Annotated in this window: 24 protein-coding genes; 8 read left to right on the top strand and 16 right to left on the bottom strand. The window is 53.6% G+C overall.

Annotated elements, in window-relative coordinates; all coding sequences use genetic code 11:
* Positions 1–375: 375 nt before the first annotated feature.
* A complete protein-coding gene (gmhB, locus tag AC6I8N_RS04275; protein WP_208724861.1) occupies positions 376–936 on the bottom strand; it encodes a D-glycero-beta-D-manno-heptose 1,7-bisphosphate 7-phosphatase in 561 nt (186 codons plus the stop codon).
* Positions 937–1,124: 188 nt separating this feature from the next.
* Here gmhB and metN point away from each other — a divergent pair, with 188 nt between their 5' ends.
* The 6 genes from metN (at position 1,125) to proS (ending at position 6,698) form a co-directional block, all read left to right on the top strand.
* A complete protein-coding gene (gene metN / locus AC6I8N_RS04270) occupies positions 1,125–2,156 on the top strand; it encodes a methionine ABC transporter ATP-binding protein MetN (protein ID WP_021184645.1) in 1,032 nt (343 codons plus the stop codon).
* Complete coding sequence (locus AC6I8N_RS04265; RefSeq protein WP_013507970.1) at positions 2,149–2,802, top strand: methionine ABC transporter permease MetI; 654 nt, start codon at positions 2,149–2,151, stop codon at positions 2,800–2,802. Before metN ends, AC6I8N_RS04265 begins: the two co-directional genes overlap by 8 nt.
* 36 nt (positions 2,803–2,838) lie before the next feature.
* Positions 2,839–3,654 carry a MetQ/NlpA family lipoprotein gene (locus AC6I8N_RS04260; RefSeq protein ID WP_013507969.1) on the top strand — a complete coding sequence of 272 codons (816 nt, stop codon included), beginning with the start codon at positions 2,839–2,841 and terminating at the stop codon, positions 3,652–3,654.
* A gap of 128 nt (positions 3,655–3,782) precedes the next feature.
* On the top strand, positions 3,783–4,184 hold the full coding sequence (rcsF, locus tag AC6I8N_RS04255) for an envelope stress sensor lipoprotein RcsF (protein ID WP_021184647.1): 402 nt from the start codon (positions 3,783–3,785) through the stop codon (positions 4,182–4,184).
* Positions 4,181–4,888: a tRNA (N6-threonylcarbamoyladenosine(37)-N6)-methyltransferase TrmO gene (gene tsaA / locus AC6I8N_RS04250; protein WP_497830112.1), complete on the top strand. Its 708-nt coding sequence runs from the start codon at positions 4,181–4,183 to the stop codon at positions 4,886–4,888. The genes rcsF and tsaA overlap by 4 nt, the downstream gene beginning before the upstream one ends.
* Before the next feature lie 91 nt (positions 4,889–4,979).
* Positions 4,980–6,698 (top strand): proline--tRNA ligase, encoded by a 1,719-nt coding sequence (gene proS / locus AC6I8N_RS04245; RefSeq protein WP_497830111.1) that lies wholly within the window; start codon positions 4,980–4,982, stop codon positions 6,696–6,698.
* A 34-nt stretch (positions 6,699–6,732) separates the two neighbouring features.
* On the opposite strand, the gene arfB is transcribed toward proS, so the two are convergent.
* Positions 6,733–7,143, bottom strand: coding sequence for an alternative ribosome rescue aminoacyl-tRNA hydrolase ArfB (gene arfB / locus AC6I8N_RS04240; protein ID WP_208724854.1), 411 nt, complete (start codon positions 7,141–7,143; stop codon positions 6,733–6,735).
* 216 nt (positions 7,144–7,359) lie between these two features.
* On the opposite strand from arfB, the gene AC6I8N_RS04235 reads away from it, so the two are divergent.
* Entirely contained in the window at positions 7,360–7,560 is a 201-nt protein-coding gene (locus AC6I8N_RS04235; protein WP_013507964.1) for a YaeP family protein, read from the top strand.
* Positions 7,547–7,810 carry a Rho-binding antiterminator gene (gene rof, locus AC6I8N_RS04230; RefSeq protein WP_013507963.1) on the top strand — a complete coding sequence of 88 codons (264 nt, stop codon included), beginning with the start codon at positions 7,547–7,549 and terminating at the stop codon, positions 7,808–7,810. Before AC6I8N_RS04235 ends, rof begins: the two co-directional genes overlap by 14 nt.
* 40 nt (positions 7,811–7,850) lie before the next feature.
* On the opposite strand, the gene AC6I8N_RS04225 is transcribed toward rof, so the two are convergent.
* The 14 genes from AC6I8N_RS04225 to rseP form a co-directional block, all read right to left on the bottom strand.
* Positions 7,851–8,159, bottom strand: coding sequence for a c-type cytochrome (locus AC6I8N_RS04225; protein ID WP_036626609.1), 309 nt, complete (start codon positions 8,157–8,159; stop codon positions 7,851–7,853).
* A gap of 14 nt (positions 8,160–8,173) precedes the next feature.
* Positions 8,174–9,475: a tRNA lysidine(34) synthetase TilS gene (gene tilS, locus AC6I8N_RS04220; protein ID WP_497830110.1), complete on the bottom strand. Its 1,302-nt coding sequence runs from the start codon at positions 9,473–9,475 to the stop codon at positions 8,174–8,176.
* A gap of 53 nt (positions 9,476–9,528) precedes the next feature.
* Positions 9,529–9,918: a VOC family protein gene (locus AC6I8N_RS04215; protein WP_021184654.1), complete on the bottom strand. Its 390-nt coding sequence runs from the start codon at positions 9,916–9,918 to the stop codon at positions 9,529–9,531.
* Between the two features lie 75 nt (positions 9,919–9,993).
* Positions 9,994–12,144, bottom strand: coding sequence for a lysine decarboxylase LdcC (locus tag AC6I8N_RS04210; protein ID WP_497830109.1), 2,151 nt, complete (start codon positions 12,142–12,144; stop codon positions 9,994–9,996).
* A 134-nt stretch (positions 12,145–12,278) separates the two neighbouring features.
* Positions 12,279–13,238, bottom strand: a complete 960-nt coding sequence (gene accA, locus AC6I8N_RS04205) for an acetyl-CoA carboxylase carboxyl transferase subunit alpha (RefSeq protein ID WP_497830108.1) — start codon at positions 13,236–13,238, stop codon at positions 12,279–12,281.
* Positions 13,239–13,250: 12 nt separating this feature from the next.
* Positions 13,251–16,733, bottom strand: coding sequence for a DNA polymerase III subunit alpha (dnaE, locus tag AC6I8N_RS04200; RefSeq protein ID WP_497830107.1), 3,483 nt, complete (start codon positions 16,731–16,733; stop codon positions 13,251–13,253).
* A gap of 31 nt (positions 16,734–16,764) precedes the next feature.
* The gene (rnhB, locus tag AC6I8N_RS04195; protein ID WP_021184658.1) at positions 16,765–17,391 is read right to left on the bottom strand and encodes a ribonuclease HII; all 627 of its coding nucleotides are present in this window, start codon (positions 17,389–17,391) and stop codon (positions 16,765–16,767) included.
* Complete coding sequence (gene lpxB, locus AC6I8N_RS04190) at positions 17,384–18,532, bottom strand: lipid-A-disaccharide synthase (protein ID WP_208724842.1); 1,149 nt, start codon at positions 18,530–18,532, stop codon at positions 17,384–17,386. The genes rnhB and lpxB overlap by 8 nt, the downstream gene beginning before the upstream one ends.
* Before the next feature lie 3 nt (positions 18,533–18,535).
* Positions 18,536–19,324: an acyl-ACP--UDP-N-acetylglucosamine O-acyltransferase gene (lpxA, locus tag AC6I8N_RS04185; protein ID WP_021184660.1), complete on the bottom strand. Its 789-nt coding sequence runs from the start codon at positions 19,322–19,324 to the stop codon at positions 18,536–18,538.
* Between the two features lie 3 nt (positions 19,325–19,327).
* Entirely contained in the window at positions 19,328–19,783 is a 456-nt protein-coding gene (gene fabZ, locus AC6I8N_RS04180) for a 3-hydroxyacyl-ACP dehydratase FabZ (protein ID WP_013507953.1), read from the bottom strand.
* Positions 19,784–19,978: 195 nt separating this feature from the next.
* Entirely contained in the window at positions 19,979–21,004 is a 1,026-nt protein-coding gene (gene lpxD, locus AC6I8N_RS04175) for a UDP-3-O-(3-hydroxymyristoyl)glucosamine N-acyltransferase (RefSeq protein ID WP_208724840.1), read from the bottom strand.
* 3 nt (positions 21,005–21,007) lie between these two features.
* On the bottom strand, positions 21,008–21,508 hold the full coding sequence (locus AC6I8N_RS04170) for an OmpH family outer membrane protein (protein ID WP_013507951.1): 501 nt from the start codon (positions 21,506–21,508) through the stop codon (positions 21,008–21,010).
* A 105-nt stretch (positions 21,509–21,613) separates the two neighbouring features.
* Entirely contained in the window at positions 21,614–24,025 is a 2,412-nt protein-coding gene (gene bamA, locus AC6I8N_RS04165; protein WP_036626612.1) for an outer membrane protein assembly factor BamA, read from the bottom strand.
* 51 nt (positions 24,026–24,076) lie between these two features.
* Positions 24,077–25,426, bottom strand: a complete 1,350-nt coding sequence (rseP, locus tag AC6I8N_RS04160; protein ID WP_021184663.1) for a sigma E protease regulator RseP — start codon at positions 25,424–25,426, stop codon at positions 24,077–24,079.
* Position 25,427 lies beyond the last annotated feature (1 nt).

Here is a 25,427-nt window from a genome sequence, read left to right as displayed (position 1 = left end):
TGATGCTCAAAGAATTAAACTTCGTAATGAATTACGTGTTCACTCTTGAGACTTGATATTTTTTAAGTCCGTAGACTTTTGATATCAATCCTGCGAGTGCCCACACAGATTGTCTGATAAATTGTTAAAGAGCAGTGCGAGCAGCGGGTTAACCGTCTGTCGCGAGGTGGCGTATATTACGCTTTCCTCCTTCAGAGTCAATCACTTTTTCGAGATTTTTCTCTGGCGGGATGAATCACTTCCTCCCTCGCTGACCGTCTGCGTTGCCGCTTTGCCGTGTCAGTGGAGGCGCATTATAGGGAGACTCTGACGAAGCGCAAGCGTAAATTTCAACTTTTTTACTGTTCGGCTGAAATTTGTGCAAAAGGCCCGTTTTTAGCCCTTTTTAATACGTTCCGGCAGGTCAGCAAGGCTATCAATCACCCAATCCGCCGCCGCTTCGCCTTCCGCCGTCACCGGTTTACCGGTACGCACCAACACTTTCGTGCCTACACCAGCCGCCTGCGCCGCCTGCATATCTTCCAGTTTGTCGCCAACCATATAAGAAGCTGCCATATCTATATGGAGATGCTTCTGCGCCGACAGCAGCATACCAGGCTGCGGTTTACGGCAATCACATTGCTGGCGATACTCTTCAACCGGCGCATCCGGCAGATGCGGGCAGAAATAGATACCATCGAGATCAACATCGCGATCCGCCAGGGACCAGTCCATCCACTCCGTCAGCTGCATAAATTGGTCTTCCGTAAACATGCCGCGCGCAATGCCCGACTGATTGGTGACCAGTACCAGGGCAAAGCCCATTTTTTTCAGCGCCTGTAACGCCTCAATGGTGCCATCAATAAACTGAAAATTATCGATCTCATGGACATAGCCGTGATCGACATTCAATGTGCCATCACGATCAAGAAAAATAGCCGGGACTTTGTTCGCCACGTAGAAACTCCTGCTGCAAAAATTGCCGGTCAGTATCGCATGATTGCGCATACTGAGAGAATGGCAGATTGAATGACTTTCATTGATTTAGCCGTCTGGATGCCTTACCATCCATCCAGATTTCACACGGCGTAGCCAGATGAAACCCGAAACACCACGGACAACGCAACACGATAATAACTAACCTAATGATTAAACTCGAAAATATTAGCAAAGTGTTCCAGCAAGGTTCACGCACCATTCAGGCGTTATCTAACGTCAGCTTGCATGTGCCTGCCGGACAGATTTATGGCGTCATCGGTGCATCCGGTGCCGGTAAAAGTACACTTATTCGCTGCGTCAATCTGCTGGAGCGTCCTACATCTGGCCGGGTATTGGTCGATGGTCAGGATCTGACCGCACTTTCCGAAGGTCAGTTGACACAGGCACGCCGTCAGATTGGCATGATTTTCCAGCATTTTAATTTGATGAACTCACGCACTGTCTTCGGCAACGTCGCTCTGCCGCTTGAGCTGGGCAATCTTTCTCGCGAGCAGATCAAACAGCGCGTCAGCGAGCTGCTGGACCTGGTGGGCCTGGCGGATAAACACGATGCCTGGCCGGCGAACCTGTCCGGTGGTCAAAAACAGCGTGTGGCGATTGCCCGTGCTCTGGCCAGCAACCCTAAAGTGCTGCTGTGCGACGAAGCCACCAGCGCTCTGGATCCGGCAACAACCCGTTCCATCCTCGAGTTGCTTAAAGATATCAATCGCCGTCTCGGTCTGACCATCCTGCTGATCACCCATGAAATGGATGTGGTGAAGCGCATCTGCGATCAGGTCGCCGTAATCAGTAATGGCGAACTGATTGAGCAAGACAGCGTTAGCGAAGTATTTTCTCATCCGAAAACACCGTTGGCGCAGCAGTTTATCCAGTCAACCCTGCATCTCGATATTCCTGACGATTACCAGCAACGCATGTCGGCCCAGCCAGGAAATGACACCGTACCTTTATTACGCCTGGAATTCACGGGCAAGTCGGTGGATGCGCCTCTGCTGTCAGAAGCGGCACGTCGCTTCAACGTTAATAACAATATTATTAGCGCGCAGATGGATTACGCCGGTGGCGTGAAGTTCGGCATTATGCTGGCCGAGATGGACGGTAGCGAAAATGATACGCAAGCCGCGATTGCCTGGTTGAAAGAGAATCATGTGAAAGTTGAGGTACTGGGTTATGTCTGAAGCGATGATGTGGCTACTGGGACGTGGCATTTGGGAAACGCTGATGATGACCTTTGTCTCCGGCTTCTTTGGCTTTGTGCTTGGTCTGCCCGTTGGCGTGTTGCTGTACGTCACCCGTCCCGGCCAGATTCTGGCGAACGGTGCGTTGTATCGCGTACTCTCGGCGTTGGTGAATATCTTCCGTTCTATCCCGTTCATTATCCTGCTGGTCTGGATGATTCCATTTACCCGCGCGATCGTGGGAACGTCGATCGGTCTACAGGCCGCGATTGTGCCGCTGACCGTGGGGGCCGCGCCGTTTATCGCCCGTATGGTTGAGAACGCCTTGCTCGAACTGCCCACCGGGTTGATCGAAGCGTCACGCGCGATGGGGGCCACACCGCTGCAAATCGTACGCAAGGTGTTGCTGCCTGAAGCCCTGCCGGGGCTGGTGAATGCCGCTACAATTACTTTGATCACGCTGGTTGGCTACTCCGCGATGGGTGGTGCTGTGGGTGCTGGCGGACTCGGCCAGATCGGCTATCAGTATGGTTACATCGGCTATAACGCCACCGTGATGAATACCGTTCTGGTCCTGTTGGTGGTGTTGGTTTATTTAATCCAATTCTGTGGCGACCGCATCGTGCGTGCTGTGTCCCATAAGTAAGCAAGCAATATCAATATTCTCTATTAAGGAAAGGATATGTCTTTTACATTTAAAAAGATTGCCGCTGTGGGCGCGCTGATTGGCGTGATTGCGCTGGCCGGATGCGATCAGAAAGCCAAAGATCCAAACCACATTAAAGTGGGTGTGATTGTTGGCGCCGAGCAACAGGTTGCTGAAACGGCACAGAAAGTCGCGAAAGAGAAGTATGGCCTGGATGTTGAATTGGTCACCTTCAACGACTACGTTCTGCCGAACGAAGCCCTGAGCAAAGGCGATATCGATGTTAACGCCTTCCAGCACAAACCGTATCTGGATCAGCAGATCAAAGATCGTGGCTATAAGCTGGTACCGGTTGGTAACACCTTTGTTTACCCCATCGCAGGCTACTCCAAAAAGATCAAATCTCTGGATGAGTTGCAGAACGGCGCTCAGATCGCCATCCCGAATGACCCGACTAACCTTGGTCGTTCGCTGCTGCTGTTGCAGAAAGTGGGTCTGATTAAACTGAAAGACGGTGTTGGCCTGCTGCCGACCGCGCTGGATATCACCGAGAACCCGAAAAACCTGAAGATTGTTGAGCTGGAAGCGCCGCAGTTGCCGCGTTCACTGGACGATCAGCAGATTGCGCTGGCAGTAATCAACACCACTTACGCCAGCCAGATTGGCCTGACCCCGGCTAAAGACGGTATCTTCGTTGAAGATAAAGATTCACCGTACGTGAACCTGATCGTTAGCCGTGAAGACAACAAAGACGCTGAAAACGTGAAGAAATTTGTTCAGGCTTATCAGTCTGACGAAGTCGCGGAAGCCGCGAACAAAATCTTCAACGGTGGTGCGGTGAAGGGCTGGTAATCCCCTCTTCTCATGCCATTCAGGGCGGCTTCGGTCGCCCTTTCTTTTGCCGGTTGTGGCAGCTGACTTGTTATTTACGGTTGTCCTTGTTTCAATAACGCCACTTTTTAAAACATGAGGATGTTGCCATGCGTTTTTTACCGCTCTGCTTGTTGGCATTGATGCTGACCGGGTGTGTGCGTGAATATCACCCGATAAGCAGTGCTTCATCGCACCCGCAGCAGCAATCCAGCGAACCGGAACGCCGCCCTGCGCCCCGTCCGGCCCCGGTGAAGATTTACACGGACGCGACCGATTTGGTCAGCAAACCTTTCCGTGACCTCGGCGAAGTGTCTGGCGATGATTGCCAGAGCAGCACCCAGGATTCACCGCCAAATATCAATACCGCCCGTAAACGCCTGCAACTGCGAGCGGCGGGAATGAAGGCGAACGCCGTGCTGCTGCATAAGTGCGAAATCGTCTCCAGCACTCCGGGTTGCTATCGTCAGGCCGTCTGTCAGGGTTCTGCACTGAAAGTTGCCAATCAATGAGTGAGTTTGCCTTTGCGCAAATCGGCGTAATTCATTCGCCGTGGAAAGAGAAATTCGCCGTGCCTCGCCAGCCGGGTCTGGTGCAGGATGGCACCGGTGAGCTGCATCTGCTGCCACCTTACAACCAGGCTGAAGCGGTACGCGGTCTTGAGGCGTTCAGCCATCTGTGGGTGCTGTTTGTTTTTCATCAAACCCTGGCTGGCGGCTGGCGCCCCACCGTACGTCCACCACGCCTGGGTGGCAATGCGCGCATGGGCGTCTTTGCGACGCGTTCAACCTTCCGACCCAATCCGATTGGTATGTCGCTGGTTGAACTCAAAGGCATCCGTTGCGAAAAGCAGCAGGTCATTTTGCAGTTGGGCAGTTTAGATCTGGTGGATGGCACCCCGGTGGTCGATATCAAACCTTATCTGCCGTTTGCCGAAGCCTTACCGGATGCACGCGCCGGATTTGCCCAGCAGGCTCCCGAGGCAGCAATGCCGGTGCGTTTCTCTGCACTGGCGTTGACGCAAATTCAACAGCAACAAAAAAACCACCCCCATCTGGCACGCTTTATCAGCGATGTACTGGCTCAGGATCCGCGCCCTGCTTATCGCAAAGGTGAGGCAGAAGATCGTGAATATGCTGCCTGGCTGCTCGATTTTAATGTGCGCTGGCGCATTGATGAGGCAGGCACCGAGGTGATCGCTCTCGATCCGCGCTAAAACGCGCTTTTGAGTGGCGGATCTCGCTGGTACACTAGCCGCCAGCAAAATTTTTTGTCAGTGACCTTCCGTATAACTGGAATCGTAATCAATGCGTACTACTCAATATTTGCTCTCCACTCTGAAGGAGACGCCCTCCGATGCGGAAGTTATCAGCCACCAGCTGATGCTGCGCGCCGGGATGATCCGTAAACTGGCTTCAGGACTTTATACCTGGCTGCCGACCGGTGTTCGCGTGCTGAGAAAAGTCGAAAACATCGTGCGTGAAGAGATGAACAACGCAGGCGCGATTGAAATCTCTATGCCGGTGGTTCAGCCTGCCGATCTGTGGGAAGAGAGTGGCCGTTGGGAGCAATATGGTCCCGAACTGCTGCGTATTAAAGACCGTCACGATCGCCCGTTCGTGTTGGGTCCGACGCATGAAGAAGTGGTCACTGACCTGATCCGTAACGAGTTGAGCTCTTACAAGCAATTGCCGCTCAACCTGTATCAGATCCAGACCAAGTTCCGTGACGAAGTGCGCCCACGCTTTGGGGTGATGCGTTCACGCGAGTTCATCATGAAAGATGCCTACTCGTTCCACACCTCGCAGGAATCGTTGCAGGAAACCTATGACGCGATGTATCGCGCCTACAGCCAGAGCTTCAGCCGTATGGGGCTGGACTTCCGTGCGGTACAGGCCGATACCGGTTCCATCGGTGGTAGCGCTTCACATGAATTCCAGGTGCTGGCGCAGAGCGGTGAAGATGATGTGATCTTCTCCAGCGAATCCGATTACGCTGCTAACATCGAGAAAGCGGAGGCTCTGGCCCCGGCTGGCGAACGTCCACAGCCGACACAACAGATGGTGCAGTTCGACACACCAAATGCGAAAACCATCGCCGAGTTGGTTGAACAGCATCAGCTGCCGATTGAGAAAACGGTCAAAACGCTGTTTGTTAAAGGCACCGAAGAGAGCGGCCATACGCTGGTTGCCCTGCTGCTGCGTGGTGATCATCAGCTCAACGAAGTGAAAGCGGAGAAGCTGGATATCGTTGCCGCACCGCTGGAAATGGCGACCGAAGCCGAAATCCGTGCGGTTCTGGGCGCAGGTCCGGGTTCCCTCGGTCCGGTGGGTCTGACCATGCCGGTGATTGCCGACCGTACCGTGGCGAAAACCAGCGACTTCTGCGCCGGTGCCAACATCGATGGCAAACACTTCGCTGGAATTAACTGGGGCCGTGACTTGCCGGAACCGCGTGTCGAAGATATCCGCAACGTGGTGGAAGGCGATCCCAGCCCGGACGGTAAAGGCACGCTGCTGATCAAACGTGGTATCGAAGTGGGTCACATCTTCCAGCTCGGCACCAAATATTCAGATGCGCTGAAAGCGGCGGTGCAAGGCGAAGATGGTCGTAACCAAATCATGACCATGGGCTGCTACGGTATCGGTATCACCCGCGTGGTGGCGGCGGCAATTGAGCAGAACCATGACGAGCGTGGCATCATCTGGCCGGCAGCCCTGGCACCGTTCGAAGTGGCGATTCTGCCAATGAACATGCACAAATCTTTCCGTGTGAAAGAAGTCGCGGATGATCTGTACAACGCGCTGCGTGCCAAAGGCATTGACGTGATTCTGGATGACCGTAAAGAGCGTCCGGGCGTGATGTTTGCCGATATGGAACTGATTGGTGTACCGCATACCATCGTGATCGGCGATCGTAACCTCGATAATGAAGAGATCGAGTACAAAGCGCGTTCCGCCAGCGAGAAAGAGATGATTAAGCACAGCGAAATCGTCGAATTCCTGGCAAAAGCCCTGAACAAGTAATCTCCCAGAGCGCCTCTGACCAGAGGCGCTATTTTTAACGCACTTTTCCCCGCAGCGCCTTGGTATTACTTCGCCGCGCTTTGCCGTCCAGTCGTCGTTCTTTCGATGCCCGGGTGGGACGAGTGGCGCGCCTCACTTTTTCCACCGTTGTCAGTTCCCGAATTAAATTAATCAACCGCTGTAGCGCAGCTTCGCGATTCATCTCCTGGCTACGATATTCCTGCGCTTTGATAATCACCACGCCATCCTCGGTGATCAAATGGTGACGCGCGGCCAGCAGACGCTCTTTATAAAATGGCGGCAATGATGACGCATTGATATCAAAACGCAGGTGGATGGCGGTCGAGGTTTTATTGACATGCTGCCCACCAGCGCCCTGCGCACGGATGGCACTCAACTCGACCTCATTTTCCGGCAGTGAAACCGAACGTGACAATACAATCATGTGATACCTGCCGCAGGAAGGGTTCCTGTACTGCGTAATAACCTGTCCATTAACTTAACCTTTTGTGCGCTGTGCAGACGCTTAACAGCAGCGAATTTTGCCACTTTTCTGCTTTTCTCTGAATGCTTCGCGCTGTTCACTGGCTGATTTCAGTGAATTGCCTGTGATATAGTCTCCTATCAACCAGAGTATTAAAACTCTGCTGAGGAGGTGAATGTGCAAAAGTATTGTGAGTTAGTTCGCCAGAAGTATGCCGAAATTGGCAGCGGCGACCTGGGTTATGTGCCAGATGCCATTGGATGCGCGCTGAATGCACTCAATGATATTGCCGCTAATTCTGCGCTAAACTCTTCTGTCAGGGAACAGGCAGCCTATGCCGCTGCAAACTTATTGGTGAGCGACTATGTTGACGAATGAAGCCTACAAACCCATCAACTGCGATGACTACGACAACCTGGAACTCGCCTGCCAAAAACACTGGACGCTTGCGCTCGAATTAAAAAACGGTGATCAGCTCAAGGCGAAAGCCGTGGACATGATTTCACGCAAAAACGTCGAGTATCTTGCGGTCGACCTCTCCGGCGAAACACGCGAGCTGCGGCTCGATCACATCGCCAGCTTCAGCCACCCTGAGCTGGGCACCGTTATCGTCAGCGAAGACGAGTAACCTTCCTACGGGCGGGAAATCCCTCTCCCGCCCCCCTCGCTTATGGCTGTAGCGAGCTGTAATACGCCGACAGATCTTCCATATCCTGATCGCTTAACCCGGCTACAAACGCTTTCATTACCTCAGCCTGCCCCCCACTGCGCTCCCCTTTTTTGTAGGCTTGTAACGAGTGCAGCAGATAAGGTGCGTGCTGTCCGGCCAGATTAGGATACAAAGGCACGGCGCTTTTTCCTTCCGCACCATGACAAGCCAGACAACTGGCCGCTTTTTGCGCCCCGGCCTTAATATCACCGTCGGCCAGCGCCGGCAGTGCCACGGCGAAAAGTGCCGCCGCGATCCAGTGTTTCATCATTGCTCTCCGTTTTATTGTTGTTGTAACCAGACCGCCGTCCAGCCTTGCTCATTGCTGGTCGCACCTTCACGGGTGATAAAAAATCCCGGCGCGCAAATTAACGTCTGGTTGTAGTAAATCAGTGGGATCCGTTCACGCTGCCAGGGCGGAACACCCAGCTCCTGCCACAGCTTTTTCACTTCACGTCCCCCCGCCCGTTCGATCAGGTGGAAATAGCCCTGGGCCTTAAAACGCACGCTCACCTGCTCATCATCGGTCGGGTAACGTAGCCGCGGGCTATCATGGCTTGCCTGTAACTCCCCGAGTGGTTCGGGCAAACGCAAGGGTTGCGAGAGGTCATGCCAGGTAAGTGAGTGCTGACTGAGGGAAGGCTGAGGCGCTAGCCAGTACAGGTGCTGGCGATAACGGCGCAGTTCAAAAGCACCAAAATGCAGGCAGGGTTGGGCATCTTCCCGACTCTGCATCACTTCACGGGTGATGCGCAGCAATGCATCGCGTGAGGGCATGATTCCGCCCTGCTGCGCAATCCAGCGCCGCAGCAGCGCATGACGACGCGCTTCCTGCATGCTCAACAACGGCGTGAAGTTAAGTCGCCCCAGCTCATCCGTGAGTTGTGCCAATTGTTCCGCCAGCAACTCGTCCAGCAGTTGTTCCTGTTCACCACATAACGCGGCGCTGCGTGCAACCGCAGCGCTGAAATGCGGCCAGCGAGCTTGCAATAACGGGAGTACCTGCTGACGCAGAAAATTTCTGTCGTAGCGGCAATCCGCGTTGCTCTCGTCTTCGATCCAACGCAACTGATGCTCTGTCGCCCAACTTTCAAGTTGCTGACGACTGAAGGTCAACAATGGCCGCAGATGGGTGTTTTCCCCCACGATACGTTGTGATGGCATCGCGGCCAGGCCCGCCGGGCCACTGCCACGCTTTAGGGCCAGCAGCAGGGTTTCACACTGATCATCAAGATGCTGGGCGGTAAGTAAGTACTCACCGGGTTGCAGGTGTTGAAACAACGCCTGATAACGTGCATCGCGCGCTGCCGCTTCTATCCCCTGCTCATGCCCATCCACCTGCACTCGCAACACCTCACAGGGGACTTGCCACTGCTGGCAAAGGTGCTGGCAATGTGCTGCCCAACTATCAGCATTGGGGCTTAAACCATGATGGACATGCAATGCGCGCAGTTGAAACTGTGGATGTTGTCGTTGCCAGCAAACCAGTTGATGCAACAACACGGTGGAATCCAGCCCACCGCTGAACGCCAGCACGCAGCGGGCATCGGGTTTCAGCAGTGCAGCAAGATGGGACAAAGACATGGCGCAATCCGTAAGGGCGAACCGCCCGATTGCGGCTCGCGACGGGTGCTATTTTACGCCTGATATAGCTCCAGCGGCAAACCATCGGGGTCAGAGAAGAAGGTACAGGTTTTACCGGTCAACGCATCAATACGAATCGGTTCGCAAACCACCCCCTTCTCAGCCAGCGCCGCGACCGATTGTTCCACATCCTCAACACAAAATGCCAGATGACGTAAGCCACAGGCTTCCGGCTGACTGACGCGTGCTGGCGGTGACGGGAAGGAGAACAGTTCGATAGTGTAGACACCATTCAGCCCGAGATCCCCTTTCCACGAATCACGTTCTGCACGATAAAACTCCCCCAGCAATTCAAAGCCCAGCACATCACAATAGAATGCCTTACTGCGCGCATAATCGGTGGCGATAATGGCAATGTGGTGGATCTGTTTAATCTGTAGCATAGTGGCTCCGGTTATCGGCTTAGCCGCTTACCTTACGTGGCAGGCGGCCTGCTGAAAAGAGGCTTTTGTCCGAACTTAATGGTCGTTCTCGCCTTTAAGCACCCGTACCAGATAACGCCCATCCTCGGTCAACGTCGCGCCGTGAATGTCCGTTTCGAAACCGGGGTAGTGCCGCCCGATAGTGCAGAGCATCAACAGAAAATCGAGCACCGCGCGACTCTGCTCAGTGATCATTTCTCCCGGCATCACCAAAGGGACACCTGGCGGATAGGGCAAAATCATATTGGCGGAGATGCGTCCCACCAGCTCGCGGATATCGACTGTTTCCACCAGTCCTTTTACCTGCTGTTGAAATGCCTGATGCGGGGTCATCTTCATCTCTGGCAACACGTCAAAAGCTTTGAGCATCAGGCGCGGCAGATCGTGTTGCAGGATCAACTGATGGATGCCCTGGGCCAGCGTCTGAATACGCATGTTGCGATAGAAATCAGGATCTTCGGCGTAGAGATCCGGCAACATGTTTTTTACCCGCAGATTGAGATCATAAGCGCGCTTAAATTCGGTCAAGCCACGCAGCACGCTCATCGCTTTGGTCTTATCGATGCCAATACTGAACAGGAACAGCAGGTTATACGGACCGGTTTTTTCCACCACCACGCCACGCTGGTCGAGGAATTTTGCCACCAGCGCCGCCGGAATCCCCTCTTCCGCCATCCCCCCCAGCTCGCTCATTCCTGGCGTCAGGATGGTTACCTTAATCGGATCAAGGTACATATGATCGCGGTCGGCCTGGGTAAAACCGTGCCAGTCTTCCTCACCCGGCTGGATCGGCCAGCATTCCGCTTCATCCACTTTTTCCGGCTGCCAGATATCAAAGAACCACCCCTCTGACTCTTCACGCAAACGCTGGATCTCACGCCGGAAATGCAACGCCCGTTCTACCGAACGATTGATCAGGCGCTTACCCGGATTGCCGCGCAACATCGCCGCCGCCGTCTCAATCGACGAGACAATGGCGTAATTTGGCGAGGTGGTGGTATGCATCATGTAGGCTTCGTTAAAGGTCTGCTCATCGTAATCACCTTTGATGTGAATAAGCGACGCCTGGGAAAATGCCGCCAGCAGTTTATGCGTTGATTGCGTTTCGTAGAACACTTTACCCGGCACCCGATCGCCACTCATGCCACTTTTTCCGTCATAGATCGGGTGGAAATTGGTATAGGGCACCCACGCGGAATCGAAGTGGATCGACGGCACATCCAGCGTCTGTTTGATGTATTGCGTGTTGTACAGTAAGCCGTCGTAGGTTGAGTTAGTGATCACCGCATGCACCGGCCAACTGGCGCGCGGCGTGCTTTCCACTTTCTGCTGGATGCTGTCGCGGGTGAACTCCCGCTTGGGAATACCGCCAAGAATGCCAAGCGCGTTGCGTGTTGGCTTCAGCCAGAGCGGGATAATGTCGCTCATCATCAACAGATGGGTCAGGGATTTATGGCAGTTGCGGTCAATCAAGACCGTGCTACCCGCTGGAGCCGCATACATGCCCACGATCTTATTCGAGGTCGAGGTGCCATTGGTCACCATATAGCTTTGCTCAGCACCAAAAGTCCGCGCGACGTACTCCTCAGCTTCCAGATGCGGGCCGGTGTGATCAAGCAGGGAACCCAGTTCCGTCACTGAAATGGAGATATCTGCTTTTAACGTATTCGCGCCAAAAAAGTCGTAGAACAAACTTCCCACCGGGCTTTTCTGAAACGCAGTTCCCCCCATATGCCCTGGAGTACAGAAGGTGTACTTGCCCTCATTGACATAAGTGAACAGCGCTTTGGTCAGTGGCGGTGTGATTTTGTCGATGTATTCGTCGGTGTACTGGCGGATATGCAACGCGATATCGTCAGCCATGCTGAGCGCGTATTCGAAGAAATGCAACGCCATGCGCATCTCGTTAATGCTGACATCCATTTGTGAATGGGTGTTGATAAACGCGTACAGCGGCAGATATTCATTGAGCTGATTGATTTCACTGCACAGCGCCAGACTGTAATCGTCCCAGTCAAAAACCACGCCACAGATGCGCGGGTTATGTTCAATCAGCTTCAGCAGGTCGCTGGCATTGGTGGGATAGACGGTCTGGAAACCTTGCAGCTTCAGTGCAGCATCCAGTTCACGAATGGGTTCATCTTTGTAGAAAACCCCGTGCGGTCCCATGATCGCAAGAATATTCAATGCTCACCTCCTGTGGTGTTGTGGCACTGAATAAGGATAGCGAAAAGCGGGGGCGGATTACCGTCAGAATGCTCTGCTGTTGCGCAGGCATAAAAAAAGCGGACCGAAGTCCGCTTTTTTTGATCATCAGCTTATCAGGCGTAGCCGTAGCTCATCAGACGCTGATAACGACGGTTCAGCAACTCTTCGGTGCTGAGAACATCGAGATCGGCCAGATCAGCCAGCAGCTGCTTTTTCAGTGCTTCGGCCATATCCACAGGCTGACGGTGTGCACCACCCAGCGGTTCCGGGATGATGGAGTCGATCAATTTCAACTCTTTCAGACGATCAGCGGTGATGCCCATTGCTTCTGCCGCCAGCGGTGCTTTGTCAGCGCTTTTCCACAAAATGGAGGCACAGCCTTCCGGTGAGATCACCGAATAGGTGCTGTACTGCAACATGTTGACCTTATCGCCCACACCAATCGCCAGTGCACCACCTGAGCCGCCTTCGCCGATCACGGTACAAATTACCGGGATTTTCAGGCCAGACATCTCACGCAGGTTACGGGCAATCGCTTCCGACTGACCACGTTCCTCAGCACCAACGCCCGGGTATGCACCCGGGGTGTCGATGAAGGTGATCAACGGCATCTTAAAGCGTTCAGCCATCTCCATCAGGCGCAGCGCTTTACGGTAGCCCTCTGGTGCTGGCATACCGAAGTTGCGACGAATTTTGTCTTTGGTTTCACGGCCTTTCTGATGACCAATGATCATCACCGGACGGCCATCGAGACGGGCGATACCACCGACAATCGCTTTATCATCGGCATAGGCACGATCGCCAGCCAGCTCATCAAAATCATCAAAGGCATTGCGGACATAGTCCAGCGTATAAGGACGCAGCGGGTGACGCGCCAGTTGCGCGACCTGCCATGCACCCAAATCGGAGAAGATTTTACGTGTCAACTCTACGCTTTTTTCGCGCAGACGCTGCACTTCTTCGTCCAGATTAATATCGTGTTTCTCATCCTGACGGCCAATCGATTTCAGCGAGTCGATTTTCGCTTCCAGTTCTGCGATTGGCTGTTCAAAATCCAGGTAATTAAGACTCATAATGTTCCTGTTTTAGTCAAACTCCAGTTCCACCTGCTCCGACCCAACTAACGACCGCAAATCGTTGAGTAAACGATCGCTGGGCGAAATACGCCACGCTGCACCAAAGCGCAGCTTCGCCCGCGCATCTGCTCTCTGATAATAGAGATGCACCGGAATAGTCCCGGAGCGATGAGGCTCCAGAGACTGGCGGAGACGGTTTAAAAGCTGGTCATCAATTTGCCTGTCCGTCAGCGAGATAGCAAGACCACGCGCGTATTTTTCCCGCGCTTCGTCAATGTCCATCACTTCGCGGGCGGTCATTTTAAGGCCGCCACTGAAGTCATCAAAGCTGACCTGTCCGCTAACGATCAGGATTCGGTCCTTCTCCAGCAATTGCTGGTATTTATCCAATGCATCGGTAAATAACATCACCTCCAGACGCCCAGAGCGGTCATCCAGAGTACAGATACCAATTCGGTTGCCACGCTTGGTGACCATCGTACGGGCAGCAATCACCAGCCCCGCCGCGACGGTCACTTTACCACGATCGGTTGGATGCATGTCTTTGAGACGCATCCCGCCAACGTAACGTTCAATTTCTTTCAGATACTGATTGATCGGATGGCCGGTGAGATACAGGCCCAGCGTTTCACGTTCGCCATCCAGCTGAATCTGTTCCGGCCACGGTGTCACGCTGGCGTACGATTTCTCTACCTGCTCCGGTTCTTCTGCCAGCACGCCAAACATATCCGCCTGGCCGATGGCCTCGGCTTTCGCATGTTGATCGGCGGCTTTCAGCGCATCGCTAAGGGAGCTCATCAGCGCAGCACGATGCGGGCCGAGACGATCGAACGCACCGGACATGATCAGTTTTTCCATCACGCGACGGTTGATCTTTTTGGTGTCGGTACGGGCGCAGAGATCAAACAGTTCTTTGAAGTAACCATCCCGGTTACGCGCCTCGAGGATCGCTTCAATCGGGCCTTCACCTACGCCTTTGATCGCACCGATACCGTAAACGATCTCACCCTCATCGTTCACATGGAACGGATAAAGCCCGGAGTTGATATCTGGCGGCAGCACCTTGAGGCCCATACGCCAGCACTCATCCACCAGCCCCACCACTTTCTCGGTGTTATCCATATCCGCGGTCATTACCGCCGCCATAAATTCTGCCGGATAGTGGGCTTTCAACCATAACGTTTGATAAGAAACCAGCGCATAGGCAGCGGAGTGCGATTTGTTGAAGCCATAACCGGCGAATTTCTCCACCAGGTCGAAGATCTTCATCGCCAGCTCGCCGTTGACGCCCATCTTCTCCGCTCCATCCTGGAACACGGAACGCTGCTTCGCCATCTCTTCCGGTTTCTTTTTACCCATCGCACGACGCAGCATATCCGCGCCGCCCAGAGTATAACCGGACAGCACCTGGGCGATCTGCATCACCTGTTCCTGGTAAAGGATGATGCCGTAGGTCGGTTCCAGCACCGGTTGCAGCGACTCATGCTGCCACTCGATATCCGGGTAAGAGATCGCCTCGCGGCCATGCTTACGGTCGATAAAGTTATCTACCATGCCGGACTGCAACGGGCCCGGACGGAACAACGCCACCAATGCGATCATATCTTCGAAGCAGTCAGGCTTCAGACGTTTGATCAGATCCTTCATGCCGCGCGATTCAAGCTGGAACACGGCGGTGGTTTCCGCGCGTTGCAGCATGTCGAAGCTCTTTTTATCGTCGAGCGGAATGGCTGCGATATCAATCGGTTCCAGGCCCTGCTTCTCACGGCGCGGGTTAATCATCTTCAGCGCCCAGTCGATAATGGTGAGCGTGCGCAAGCCGAGGAAGTCGAACTTCACCAGACCAGCATATTCCACGTCATTTTTATCGAATTGCGTGACCGGGTGGTTGCCGTTTTCATCGCAGTACAGCGGTGCAAAATCGGTAATTTTGGTCGGCGCGATCACCACGCCACCGGCGTGTTTACCGGCGTTACGCGTGACACCTTCCAGTTTACGCGCCATGTCGATCAGCGCTTTAACCTCTTCATCTGCCTCGTAGATTTCCGGCAACTGCGGTTCGGCAGCAAAGGCTTTTTCCAGCGTCATACCCGGATCGGGCGGCACCAGCTTGGAGATACGATCAACAAAGCCGTAAGGATGCCCCAGCACACGGCCTACGTCGCGGATCACCGCTTTTGCTGCCATCGTACCAAAGGTAATGATCTGCGATACCGCATCGCGGCCATACATCTCAGCAACGTGGTCGATCACCTGGTCACGTTTTTCCATACAGAAGTCGACGTCGAAGTCAGGCATCGACACACGTTCCGGGTTCAGGAAACGTTCGAACAGCAGGTCAAACTCCAGCGGATCAAGATCGGTAATCTTCAGCGCATAAGCGACCAGCGAACCGGCACCGGAACCACGTCCCGGTCCTACCGGTACGCCGTTATCCTTCGACCACTGGATAAACTCCATCACGATCAGGAAGTAGCCGGGGAAGCCCATCTGGTTAATAACGTTAAGTTCAATCTCCAGACGTTCATCATATTCCGGGCGTTTCTCGGCACGCACTGCCGGATCGGGGAACAGGAATTCCAGACGTTCTTCCAAACCTTCCCGTGATTTCACCACGAGAAAATCTTCGGTGGTCATATCACCGGTCGGGAACTGCGGCAGAAAGTACTCACCCAGGCGCACGGTGACATTACAACGCTTAGCAATTTCTACGCTATTTTCCAGCGCTTCCGGGATGTCCGAGAACAACTCGCACATCTCCGCTTCGCTGCGCATATATTGCTGAGGGCTGTAGTTACGCGGACGTTTGGGATCGTCCAGCGTGTAACCATCATGAATTGCCACGCGAATTTCATGCGCGTCAAAATCATCTTCGTTGAGGAAGCACACTTCATTGGTTGCCACCACCGGCACGCCTTCGGCAATCGCCAGCTCAACCGCCGCGTGCAGGTAGCTCTCCTCATCCGGGCGGCCCGTGCGCGTCAATTCAAGATAGTAACGATCGGAGAAGTGCTGCTGATAAAACGCCAGGCACTGCGCCACCAGCGCATTGTTGCCGCGCAATAAGCTGCGCCCCACATCGCCACGACGGCCACCGGAAAGCAGAATCAAGCCTTCCTGATACTCAGCCAGCCAGTCACGATCAATGACCGGCCCGGCAATACCGTAACCCCGTTGGTAAGCGCGTGAAATCAGTAATGTCAGGTTCTGATAACCGGTGTTGTTCGCCGCCAGCACGGTGAGCTGTGTCAGCTCATCGCCCATCAGCTCGCTGGCAACGTTGAAATCGGCGCCAATAATCGGCTTTACCCCAGCACCGTGCGCGGTGCCATAGAATTTCACCAGCCCGCACAGGTTGGTGAAATCAGTAATGCCAATAGCAGGCATCCCTAATGAGGCAGCCTTTTTTACCAGCGGCCCGGTCTTCGCCAGGCCATCAACCATTGAGTAGTCGCTGTGAACGCGCAGATGTATAAAACGGGGTTCAGCCATATCAGTTTCCGGTTAAAACAGCGTCAGGCTATTAAAGCGTAGTCGGCTGGCGTGCGGCCAGCACGTCGGCATCAATCAGAGCGTTACGCACCGGCGCAAAGCTGCGGCGATGATGAGGCGTAGCACCATACTGGGTCAATTTTTCCATATGCAGTGCTGTCGGATAACCCTTGTGCTGAGCGAAGCCATACTGCGGGAAGAGAAGATCCAGTTCGGCCATTTCACGATCGCGCGTCACCTTCGCCAGGATCGACGCGGCGCTGATCTCTGCAACCAGGCTATCACCCTTAACTACCGCCTGTGATGGCATCGGCAAAGCCGGGCAACGGTTGCCATCGATCAAAACAAAATCAGGCACCACAGGTAAACCTGCCACCGCACGCTGCATCGCCAGCATGGTCGCATGCAGAATGTTGATCTGATCGATCTCTTCCGGTTCCGCACGCCCCAGACTCCAGGCCAGTGCTTTTTCTTTGATCTCGTCATACAACGCCAGACGACGTTTTTCCGACAATTTTTTGGAGTCGGCCAGACCGACAATCGGCTTTGCAGGGTCAAGGATCACCGCTGCCGTCACCACCGCGCCGACCAGCGGGCCACGCCCGACCTCATCAACACCGGCAATCAGCCGCGCATTGGGATAAATAAACTCAGCCATGAGCAATCTCCAGTACGGCATCCGCGGCCTGCTCATCAGCATTCCAGCGAATTTGTGCATGTAGTTCGTTAAACGTCGCAAGCAACGCATCACGCTCGGCACCCGCATGTAACAGCGGCTCCAGCGCAGCGGCTAAGGCTGCCGGCTGACATTCATCCTGCAACAACTCCTTCACCAACTCGCGCCCGGCAAGCAGATTCGGTAAGGAGACGTAAGGGGTTTTGACCAGCCGCTTCGCCAGCCAGAAGGTGAAAGGTTTCATGCGATAACCCACCACCATCGGACATTTCGCCAGCATACACTCCAGTGCCGCGGTTCCCGATGCCAGAATCGCTGCATCGCTGGCAATCATCGCTTCACGTCCTTTACCATCCAGCAGGTGCATCGGTAATTCCGGTGCCACTTCTGCTTTGATGTGCTCGAACTGTTCACGACGCTTCGCATTCACCAGAGGCACCACGATTTCAAGACGAGGATAGCGCTGGCGCAGCAGTTGCGCGGCACGCAGAAAATCGGCGCTCAGCATTTCCACTTCGGCACCACGACTACCCGGCAACAGGCCCAGGCAGATTGCATCATCAGCAATCCCTAAACCACGACGCGCTGCCAGTTTATCCGGCTGCATTGGCATCGCATCGGCCATAGTGTGGCCGATAAAACGGCACGGCACATTGAAACGATCATAGAACGCTTTTTCAAACGGCAGAAATGCCAATACGAGGTTAGTATTGCGGCCGATTTTGAATACGCGTTTTTGACGCCAGGCCCAGACTGAGGGACTGACATAATGAATGGTGCGAATTCCGGCGCGTTTCAGACGACCTTCGAGCGTGATATTGAAATCAGGCGCATCAATGCCGACAAACACATCCGGTTGCAGCGCAGTGAAACGCTGCGTCAGGTCACGGCGGATTTTCAGCAGCCGCGGCAGACGTTCCAGCACTTCAACAATGCCCATCACCGCCAACTCTTCCATCTCATACCAGGCTTCACAGCCTTCAGCCTGCATACGCGGACCGGCAACGCCGACAAAGCGAGCATCAGGATGGCGCGCTTTTAACGCACGAATGAGACCGGCACCAAGAATATCGCCGGAGGTTTCTCCGGCGACCAGGGCAATCGTTAAGGGACGCACTGACATGGATTAACGAATCAATCCACGGGTTGAGCGGGCAAAGAAGTCATAGAAAGGTTGAACTTCGCTATGCTGTTTTGCCAGCGCTTCAATCTCAGGCTTAACTTCATCCAGCGTTTTACTGCTGCGATACAGCAACTTGTACGCATTGCGAATCGCATGCAGGGCTTCTTTGCTGAACCCACGACGCTTCAGACCTTCGATGTTGATACCAAAAGGTGTCGCATGGTTACCCTGCGCAATGACGTACGGTGGTACGTCCTGCGCGACACCGGAACAACCGCCGACCATCACATGAGCGCCAATGGTGCACCACTGGTGTACTGCCGTCATCCCACCGATGATAGCGAAATCATCAACCGTGACGTGGCCACCCAGCGTAGCGTTATTGGCGAAAATGCAGCGATTGCCAATCACGCAATCATGCGCAATATGCGCGTTCACCATCAGCAGGTTGTCACTGCCGATTTTGGTCAGGCTACCACCCTGTATCGTACCGCGATGAATCGTGACACTTTCGCGGATACGGTTGCGATCGCCAATTTCCACACGCGTCGGCTCACCCGCATACTTCAGGTCCTGATTCACTTCGCCAATCGAAGCAAACTGGTAGATCTGGTTATCCTTACCAATACGCGTATGGCCATTCACCACCACATGCGATTTAAGCACCGTACCTTCACCAATTTCCACGTTGGCACCAATAAAGCAAAATGGGCCGATGTGAACATTGGCGCCGATCACGGCACCTTCTTCAATAACGGAACTGGGATGGATGCTGGCGGTTGAATCAATCACTAATTATGCCTCCCGGCTACGGGCACACATCATGGTCGCTTCACAGACAATCTTACCGTCTACGGTTGCTACGCCTTTGAAGCGCGTCAGGCCACGACGGGTTTTCTCGAATGTCACTTCCATGATCATCTGATCGCCCGGTACCACCGGACGCTTGAAACGGGCTTCATCGATGCCGGCGAAGTAGTAAAGTTCGCCCGGCTCCAGTTTACCGACACTTTTGAATGCCAGAATACCGGTGGCCTGCGCCATCGCTTCCAGGATCAGAACGCCTGGGAAAATCGGTTTACCAGGGAAGTGCCCCTGGAAAAACGGTTCGTTTACAGAAACGTTCTTCACCGCACGCAGATATTTATGCTCTTCAAATTCCAATACACGGTCAACCAGCAGGAATGGATAGCGGTGCGGCAGCAGTTCTAAAATCTCTTCAATTTTCAGAGTATGCGTTTCAGTAGTCAAAATACTCTTCCTGTCCTAAAAATTCTGATGGCAACAATAACACGGCCTGCAACGATCAAAATGATCATCCGCAGGCCGCAAATCAGTTCGGTGGCGTCTCGCTTCCCTGCGATACCTGCTGCACATGCTCAGACAAAGTCTGAGCGGGTAAAGAAGGTACGCTGCTTATTATGAAGCCGGTGTCGTGGGATGGCGTTACTCGTCTTTACCGACTTTACGCTCGATGGCTTTGAGGCGTTTGCTCATGTCATCGATATTCATCACCAACGCTGCCGTTTTACGCCAGGTTTTGTTGGGTTGCAGCGGAATACCCGAAGAGTATACCCCAGGCTCTGTGATTGGGCGCATAACCATGCCCATTCCCGTCACGGTGACTTTGTCACAGATTTCCATATGTCCGTTAATGACGCTGGCGCCGCCAATCATACAGTAACGGCCAATCTTCAGACTACCCGCCATGATCACACCACCGGCAACCGCGGTGTTATCACCGATCACAACGTTGTGTGCAATCTGACATTGGTTATCTATGATAACACCATTGCCGATCAGAGTGTTATCCAACGCACCGCGATCGATGGTTGTACAGGCGCCAATTTCCACCCGATCACCAATCACCACCGTGCCCAACTGCGGGATTTTCACCCAATTGCCACGATCGTTAGCATACCCGAATCCATCCGCACCGATGACGGTGCCTGACTGAATCAGACAATCCTGACCAATCTGGATTTCGTGATAAATCGTCACGTTAGCCCACAGGCGTGAACCGCGACCAATACGCGTGTGCTTACCAACAAAACACCCGGCGCCGATGACGACATCGTCGCCCAGCTCTACACCGGACTCGATCACCGCATTCGCACCCACCGAGACATTGCTTCCCAGCTTGGCCGTTGGGTCGATCACGGCGCTGGGCGCGATATTCTGCGCGGGCTGAGGCGTGGTGTCCAGCAGTTGTGCCATGCGGGCATAGGTCAGGTAAGGATTTTTCACCACCAGCGCGGCCGTATTACACCACTCCAGATCCGCTTCCGTCAGCACCACGGCCGAAGCCTGCACCTGGGCGAGTTGCTCGCGGTAACGGCTGTTTGCAAGAAAAGTGATTTGGCCAGTTGTGGCGGATTGCATAGAAGCAATGCCGGAGATGGCGATATCGCCATCTCCGTGCAATTCTGCATCCAACTGCTGGGCTAAATCAGCCAGTCGAATAGATGACATCGATTATTTAACCTGTTTTACAACGTCAGCAGTGATGTCTTTAGCATCAGAAGAAGTGTACAGCACAGCCTGAGAGTCCAGGACCAGATCGTACCCTCCGCTTTTCGCTACAGACTGAACAGCAGTCTGGATTTTAGCCAGCAGCTTGTTACGTTCCTGCATCTGACGGGTCTGGTTGTCTTTCTCAAAAGCCTGAGCTTTTGATTCGAAAGCAGCACGTTCAGAAGCGATCTGCTTCTCTTTCTTGGTACGGTCGCTGGCTTTCATGGTTGAAGCATTGCGTTGCAGATCCTGAATCTCCTGCTGAATTTTCTGCTGCTGAGACTGGAGGTCAGAGGCACGGCCCTGGAACTCACTCTCAAGTTGCTTAGCAACGACAGCACGCTGCGGAGACTGCTGGAAAACCTGGCTCAGGTTAACAACGGCGATTTTGTCTGCCGCCTGGGCGCCAGCAGAAGCAGCTAATGCAACACCCAGAGCAGCGGCACAGAACAACTTTTTCACTATAAACTCCTTACCCTCAACATGTGTGTTTGCAGCGTGTAGCCAGGCTACACGCATGCAGACTCTCTTTATACCCTTTGGGTATACACTTCCCTGCTCAGAGCTTTACCAGGTTTTACCGATGTTAAACTGGAACTGCTCTGACTTGTCTCCCTCGACTTTCTTGATCGGTTGGGCATACGAGAAGACCAACGGTCCCAACGGTGACATCCACTGTAGTGCGATACCGCTGGATACGCGAATATTGTTTGGATCGCTGTAATCCGGGATCCCTGCCGCACGCGTTTCTGCGGTGTTCTGCCATTTGGTATCCCAGACAGTACCCGCATCGAAAAATACCGACGTACGTACTGAGTTAGCATACTTCTCGCTCAGGAACGGTGTTGGGGTGATCAGCTCAAGACTTGCCACCGCCATCGCGTTACCACCGACCGCATCATCTGACTTACAGATGCCATTCGGATCGGACAGCGTACAGGTTGACGAGCCATCATTCAGGTACGCCGCTTTCGGACCAATAGTGTTGGACTGGAAGCCACGAACTGTGCTGGAGCCACCCGCATAGAAGTTCTCATAGAACGGCATCTCTTTACCGCCGAGTCCGTCACCATAACCAACACGGCCACGACCTAACAGCACCCAAGTACGATCACGGTTGATCGGAACGTATTGTTGGGTATCCAGCGTCGCTTTGTAGAAGCTGTTATCTGAACCCGGGATGGTCACTTTACCGTTCAGGTTGGTACGGTTACCAGATGTCGGGAAGAAACCGCGGTCCAGAGTGTTGTACGTCCAACCATAGTTGAAGGTGAAGTCATTCGCGGAGAAATCACCATCATCATTCAGCTCCTGATGACGTCCTACCGAATCAAGATAACGCCACATCGCCACCTGCGGCTGCATATTGGAAAGGTCGTTATGAACATAACCTAAACCAACACGTAAGGTGTTGTTTTCATTGATCGGGAAGCCCAGCGTGCCATCAACACCATAACTTTTATTGGTGTAGTCAGACAGGTCAGCATCATCCGCTTTAAAGTCGTTATAGAAAATACGACCGCCCAGGCTGACACCGTCCACCGTGAAATACGGATCGGTCAGTGAGAATTCAGCATAGGTCTGATAATCGTTTTTGGTCCCACTGATACCCACGGTGTTACCCGTGCCGAGCCAGTTGTCCTGGGTCACGCCAACCTGGAAGCTCACGCCACTTTCTGTGCCGTAGCCCACACCGAAGTTGAATGTACCGGTGTTACGTTCCTTAACCTTGTAGACCACGTCAACCTGGTCAGGTGAGCCCGGCACGCGCTGCGTATCCACGTCCACCGTTTCGAAGTAACCGGTACGGTTCAGACGTTCTTTACCCTGCTCAACCAGATCACTGCCCAACCATGCGCCTTCCATTTGACGCATTTCACGACGCAGTACCGAGTCCTTCGAGGTATCGTTACCTTCGAAACGGACTTTACGCACGTAGTAACGGTTCCCGGCATCAACGTTGATATGCAGTTTTACCGTCTTGTCGGCATCATTAATTTCCGGCTGAGTGACCACACGCGGATAAGCATAACCGTAGCGACCCAACAGTTTTTTGATGTCGTCTTCCATCTGAGTGACTTTGGTGCCGTTATACAGCTCACCCGATGGGATCTTCGTCAGATGTTCAATTTCCGCCGAGTGACCCGCCATGCTGCCGTTAACAATCACACCCGCGATCTTGTACTGATCGCCTTCGGTAATGTTGACGGTGATGTAGATCCCTTTCTTGTCCGGCGTCAGGCTCACCTGCGTTGAATCAATATTAAAACGCGCATAACCGCGATCCAGATAGAAGCTGCGCAGGGTTTCGAGGTCCCCGGCAAGTTTCTGTTTCTGGTATTTACGATCGCCCACCACGTTCCACCACGGCACTTCGTCACGCAGCTGGAAACGGGAGATCAGTTCATCAGAACTAAAGGCTTTGTTGCCCACGATGTTGATCTGCTGAATCTGAGCAGAAACACCTTCCTGGAAAACAAATTTCAGGTCAACACGGTTACGTGGCAGCGGAGTAGCAATCGCTTTAACGCTGGCGGTGTATTTACCGACGCTGTAGTAGAAATCCTCCAGGCCTTTCTCAATTGAAGAAAGCGTGGTGCGGTCAAGTGCTTCACCGACACGGATACCAGAAGCCTCAAGATTCTGTTTCAGCTGATCTTCTTTCACCGCTTTGTTGCCGGAGAAAGTGATGCTGGCAATGGTCGGACGTTCTTTCACCTGGACAATCAGCGTAGTACCGTCGCGCAGAACCTGAACATCTTCGAAGTTACCGGTGGCGAACAGTGAGCGAATGGTATTTCTGATGTCATCATCATTCACTGTATCGCCGACACGTACCGGCATACTCAGCAGAGCCGCGCCGACGGCGACTCGCTGTAGCCCTTCGAAATGAATATCCTTCACCACGAAATCGTCTGCACCGTAAACGGTGGCGCTGCTAAACAGCAGCGACGCTATGAGCAACTTTTTCATCGCCATCGTTGTTATGCGTTTTCCTAACACATCCCACGCCTGTCTGCATTCCAGCTATTACAGGCGTGAGAAATCATTGAAAAGTGCAAGCCCCATTAACAGCACCAGCAGAATTGAGCCAATGCGGTAACTGAAGTCCTGAACTCGCTCGGACACCGGTCCACCTTTGATCTTTTCGATCGCCAGAAAGAGCAGATGTCCACCATCTAAAACCGGCAGTGGGAACAGGTTAATGATGCCCAGGTTAACGCTGATCAGCGCCAGAAACATCAGGTAGTAAATCACCCCATATTCTGCTGATAACCCGGCACCCTGCGCGATCGAAATCGGCCCGCTCAGATTATTCAGCTTCACGTCCCCGGTTATCAATTTGCCCAGCATGGAAACCGTCAGCTTCATCAGTTGCCAGGTTTTAACACTGGCTTCGCCGATGGCGGCAAAAGGCCCATACTGCCTTACCGTTTTGTACTCGTCAGGCAACGGAATCACACGGGGTATAACCCCTGCAAAGCCTTCCGCCTTGTTACCCGGTTTTGCTTCCGGTGTCAGCGTCAACGCCAGTGATTCGCCGTTTCGCTCCACCTCAAGTGCCATATTTTTGCCGGGGTTATCCCGCACCTGCACCACAAAAGCCTGCCATTGTGTTAACGGCTGACCATCGACTTTAACGATCCTGTCGCCTGCTTGCAAACCGGCTTCACTCGCCGGAGAGTTAGCCTGAACTTCGGCCAGGGTTGTTTCGATTTGTGGTCCGCGAGGGCGGATGCCCAACGCAACAACCGGGTCCTGCTTATCGGGTTCGAACTGCCAGTCATGCAAATCCAACTGCTTCTGCTGCGTGGCATCCTCACCAAATTGCGAGACGGTTAGCGTGGCACTCTGATCACCGATTTTGCCGATCAGCGCCATGCGCACAGCATCCCAATCAGGCGTTTCGATACCATCTACCGCTTTAAGTTCCATCCCGGAGGTAATTTGCGCTTCTGCCGCAACGGAACCGTTCAGAATTTCACCAACCACCGGGCGCACGCCAGGGACGCCGTGAATAAACACCGCCCAATACGCGATAATGGCAAAAATGAAGTTAGCTATCGGACCTGCGGCAATGATCGATGCCCGCTGCCAGACCGCTTTGTTGTTGAAGGCTTGATGACGCAGTTCAGCCGGAACGCTTTCAACGCGTTCATCAAGCATTTTGACGTAGCCGCCAAGAGGGATCAGGGCAATGACGTATTCAGTGCCCTGACGATCGCGGCGACTGAACAGCGCTTTGCCGAAACCAATCGAAAATCGTTCGACTTTCACACCGCAGCGACGCGCAACCCAAAAATGACCAAACTCGTGCACGGTAATCAGCACGCCGAGCGCCACAATAAAGGCTGCAAAACTCCAGAGTATGCTCAACATG

The organism is Pantoea sp. X-Soil-TKNS-1279 (assembly GCF_059730565.1).
The sequence above is the reverse complement of the archived record's forward strand: the minus strand, read 5'-3'. Positions and strand labels throughout refer to the sequence as shown.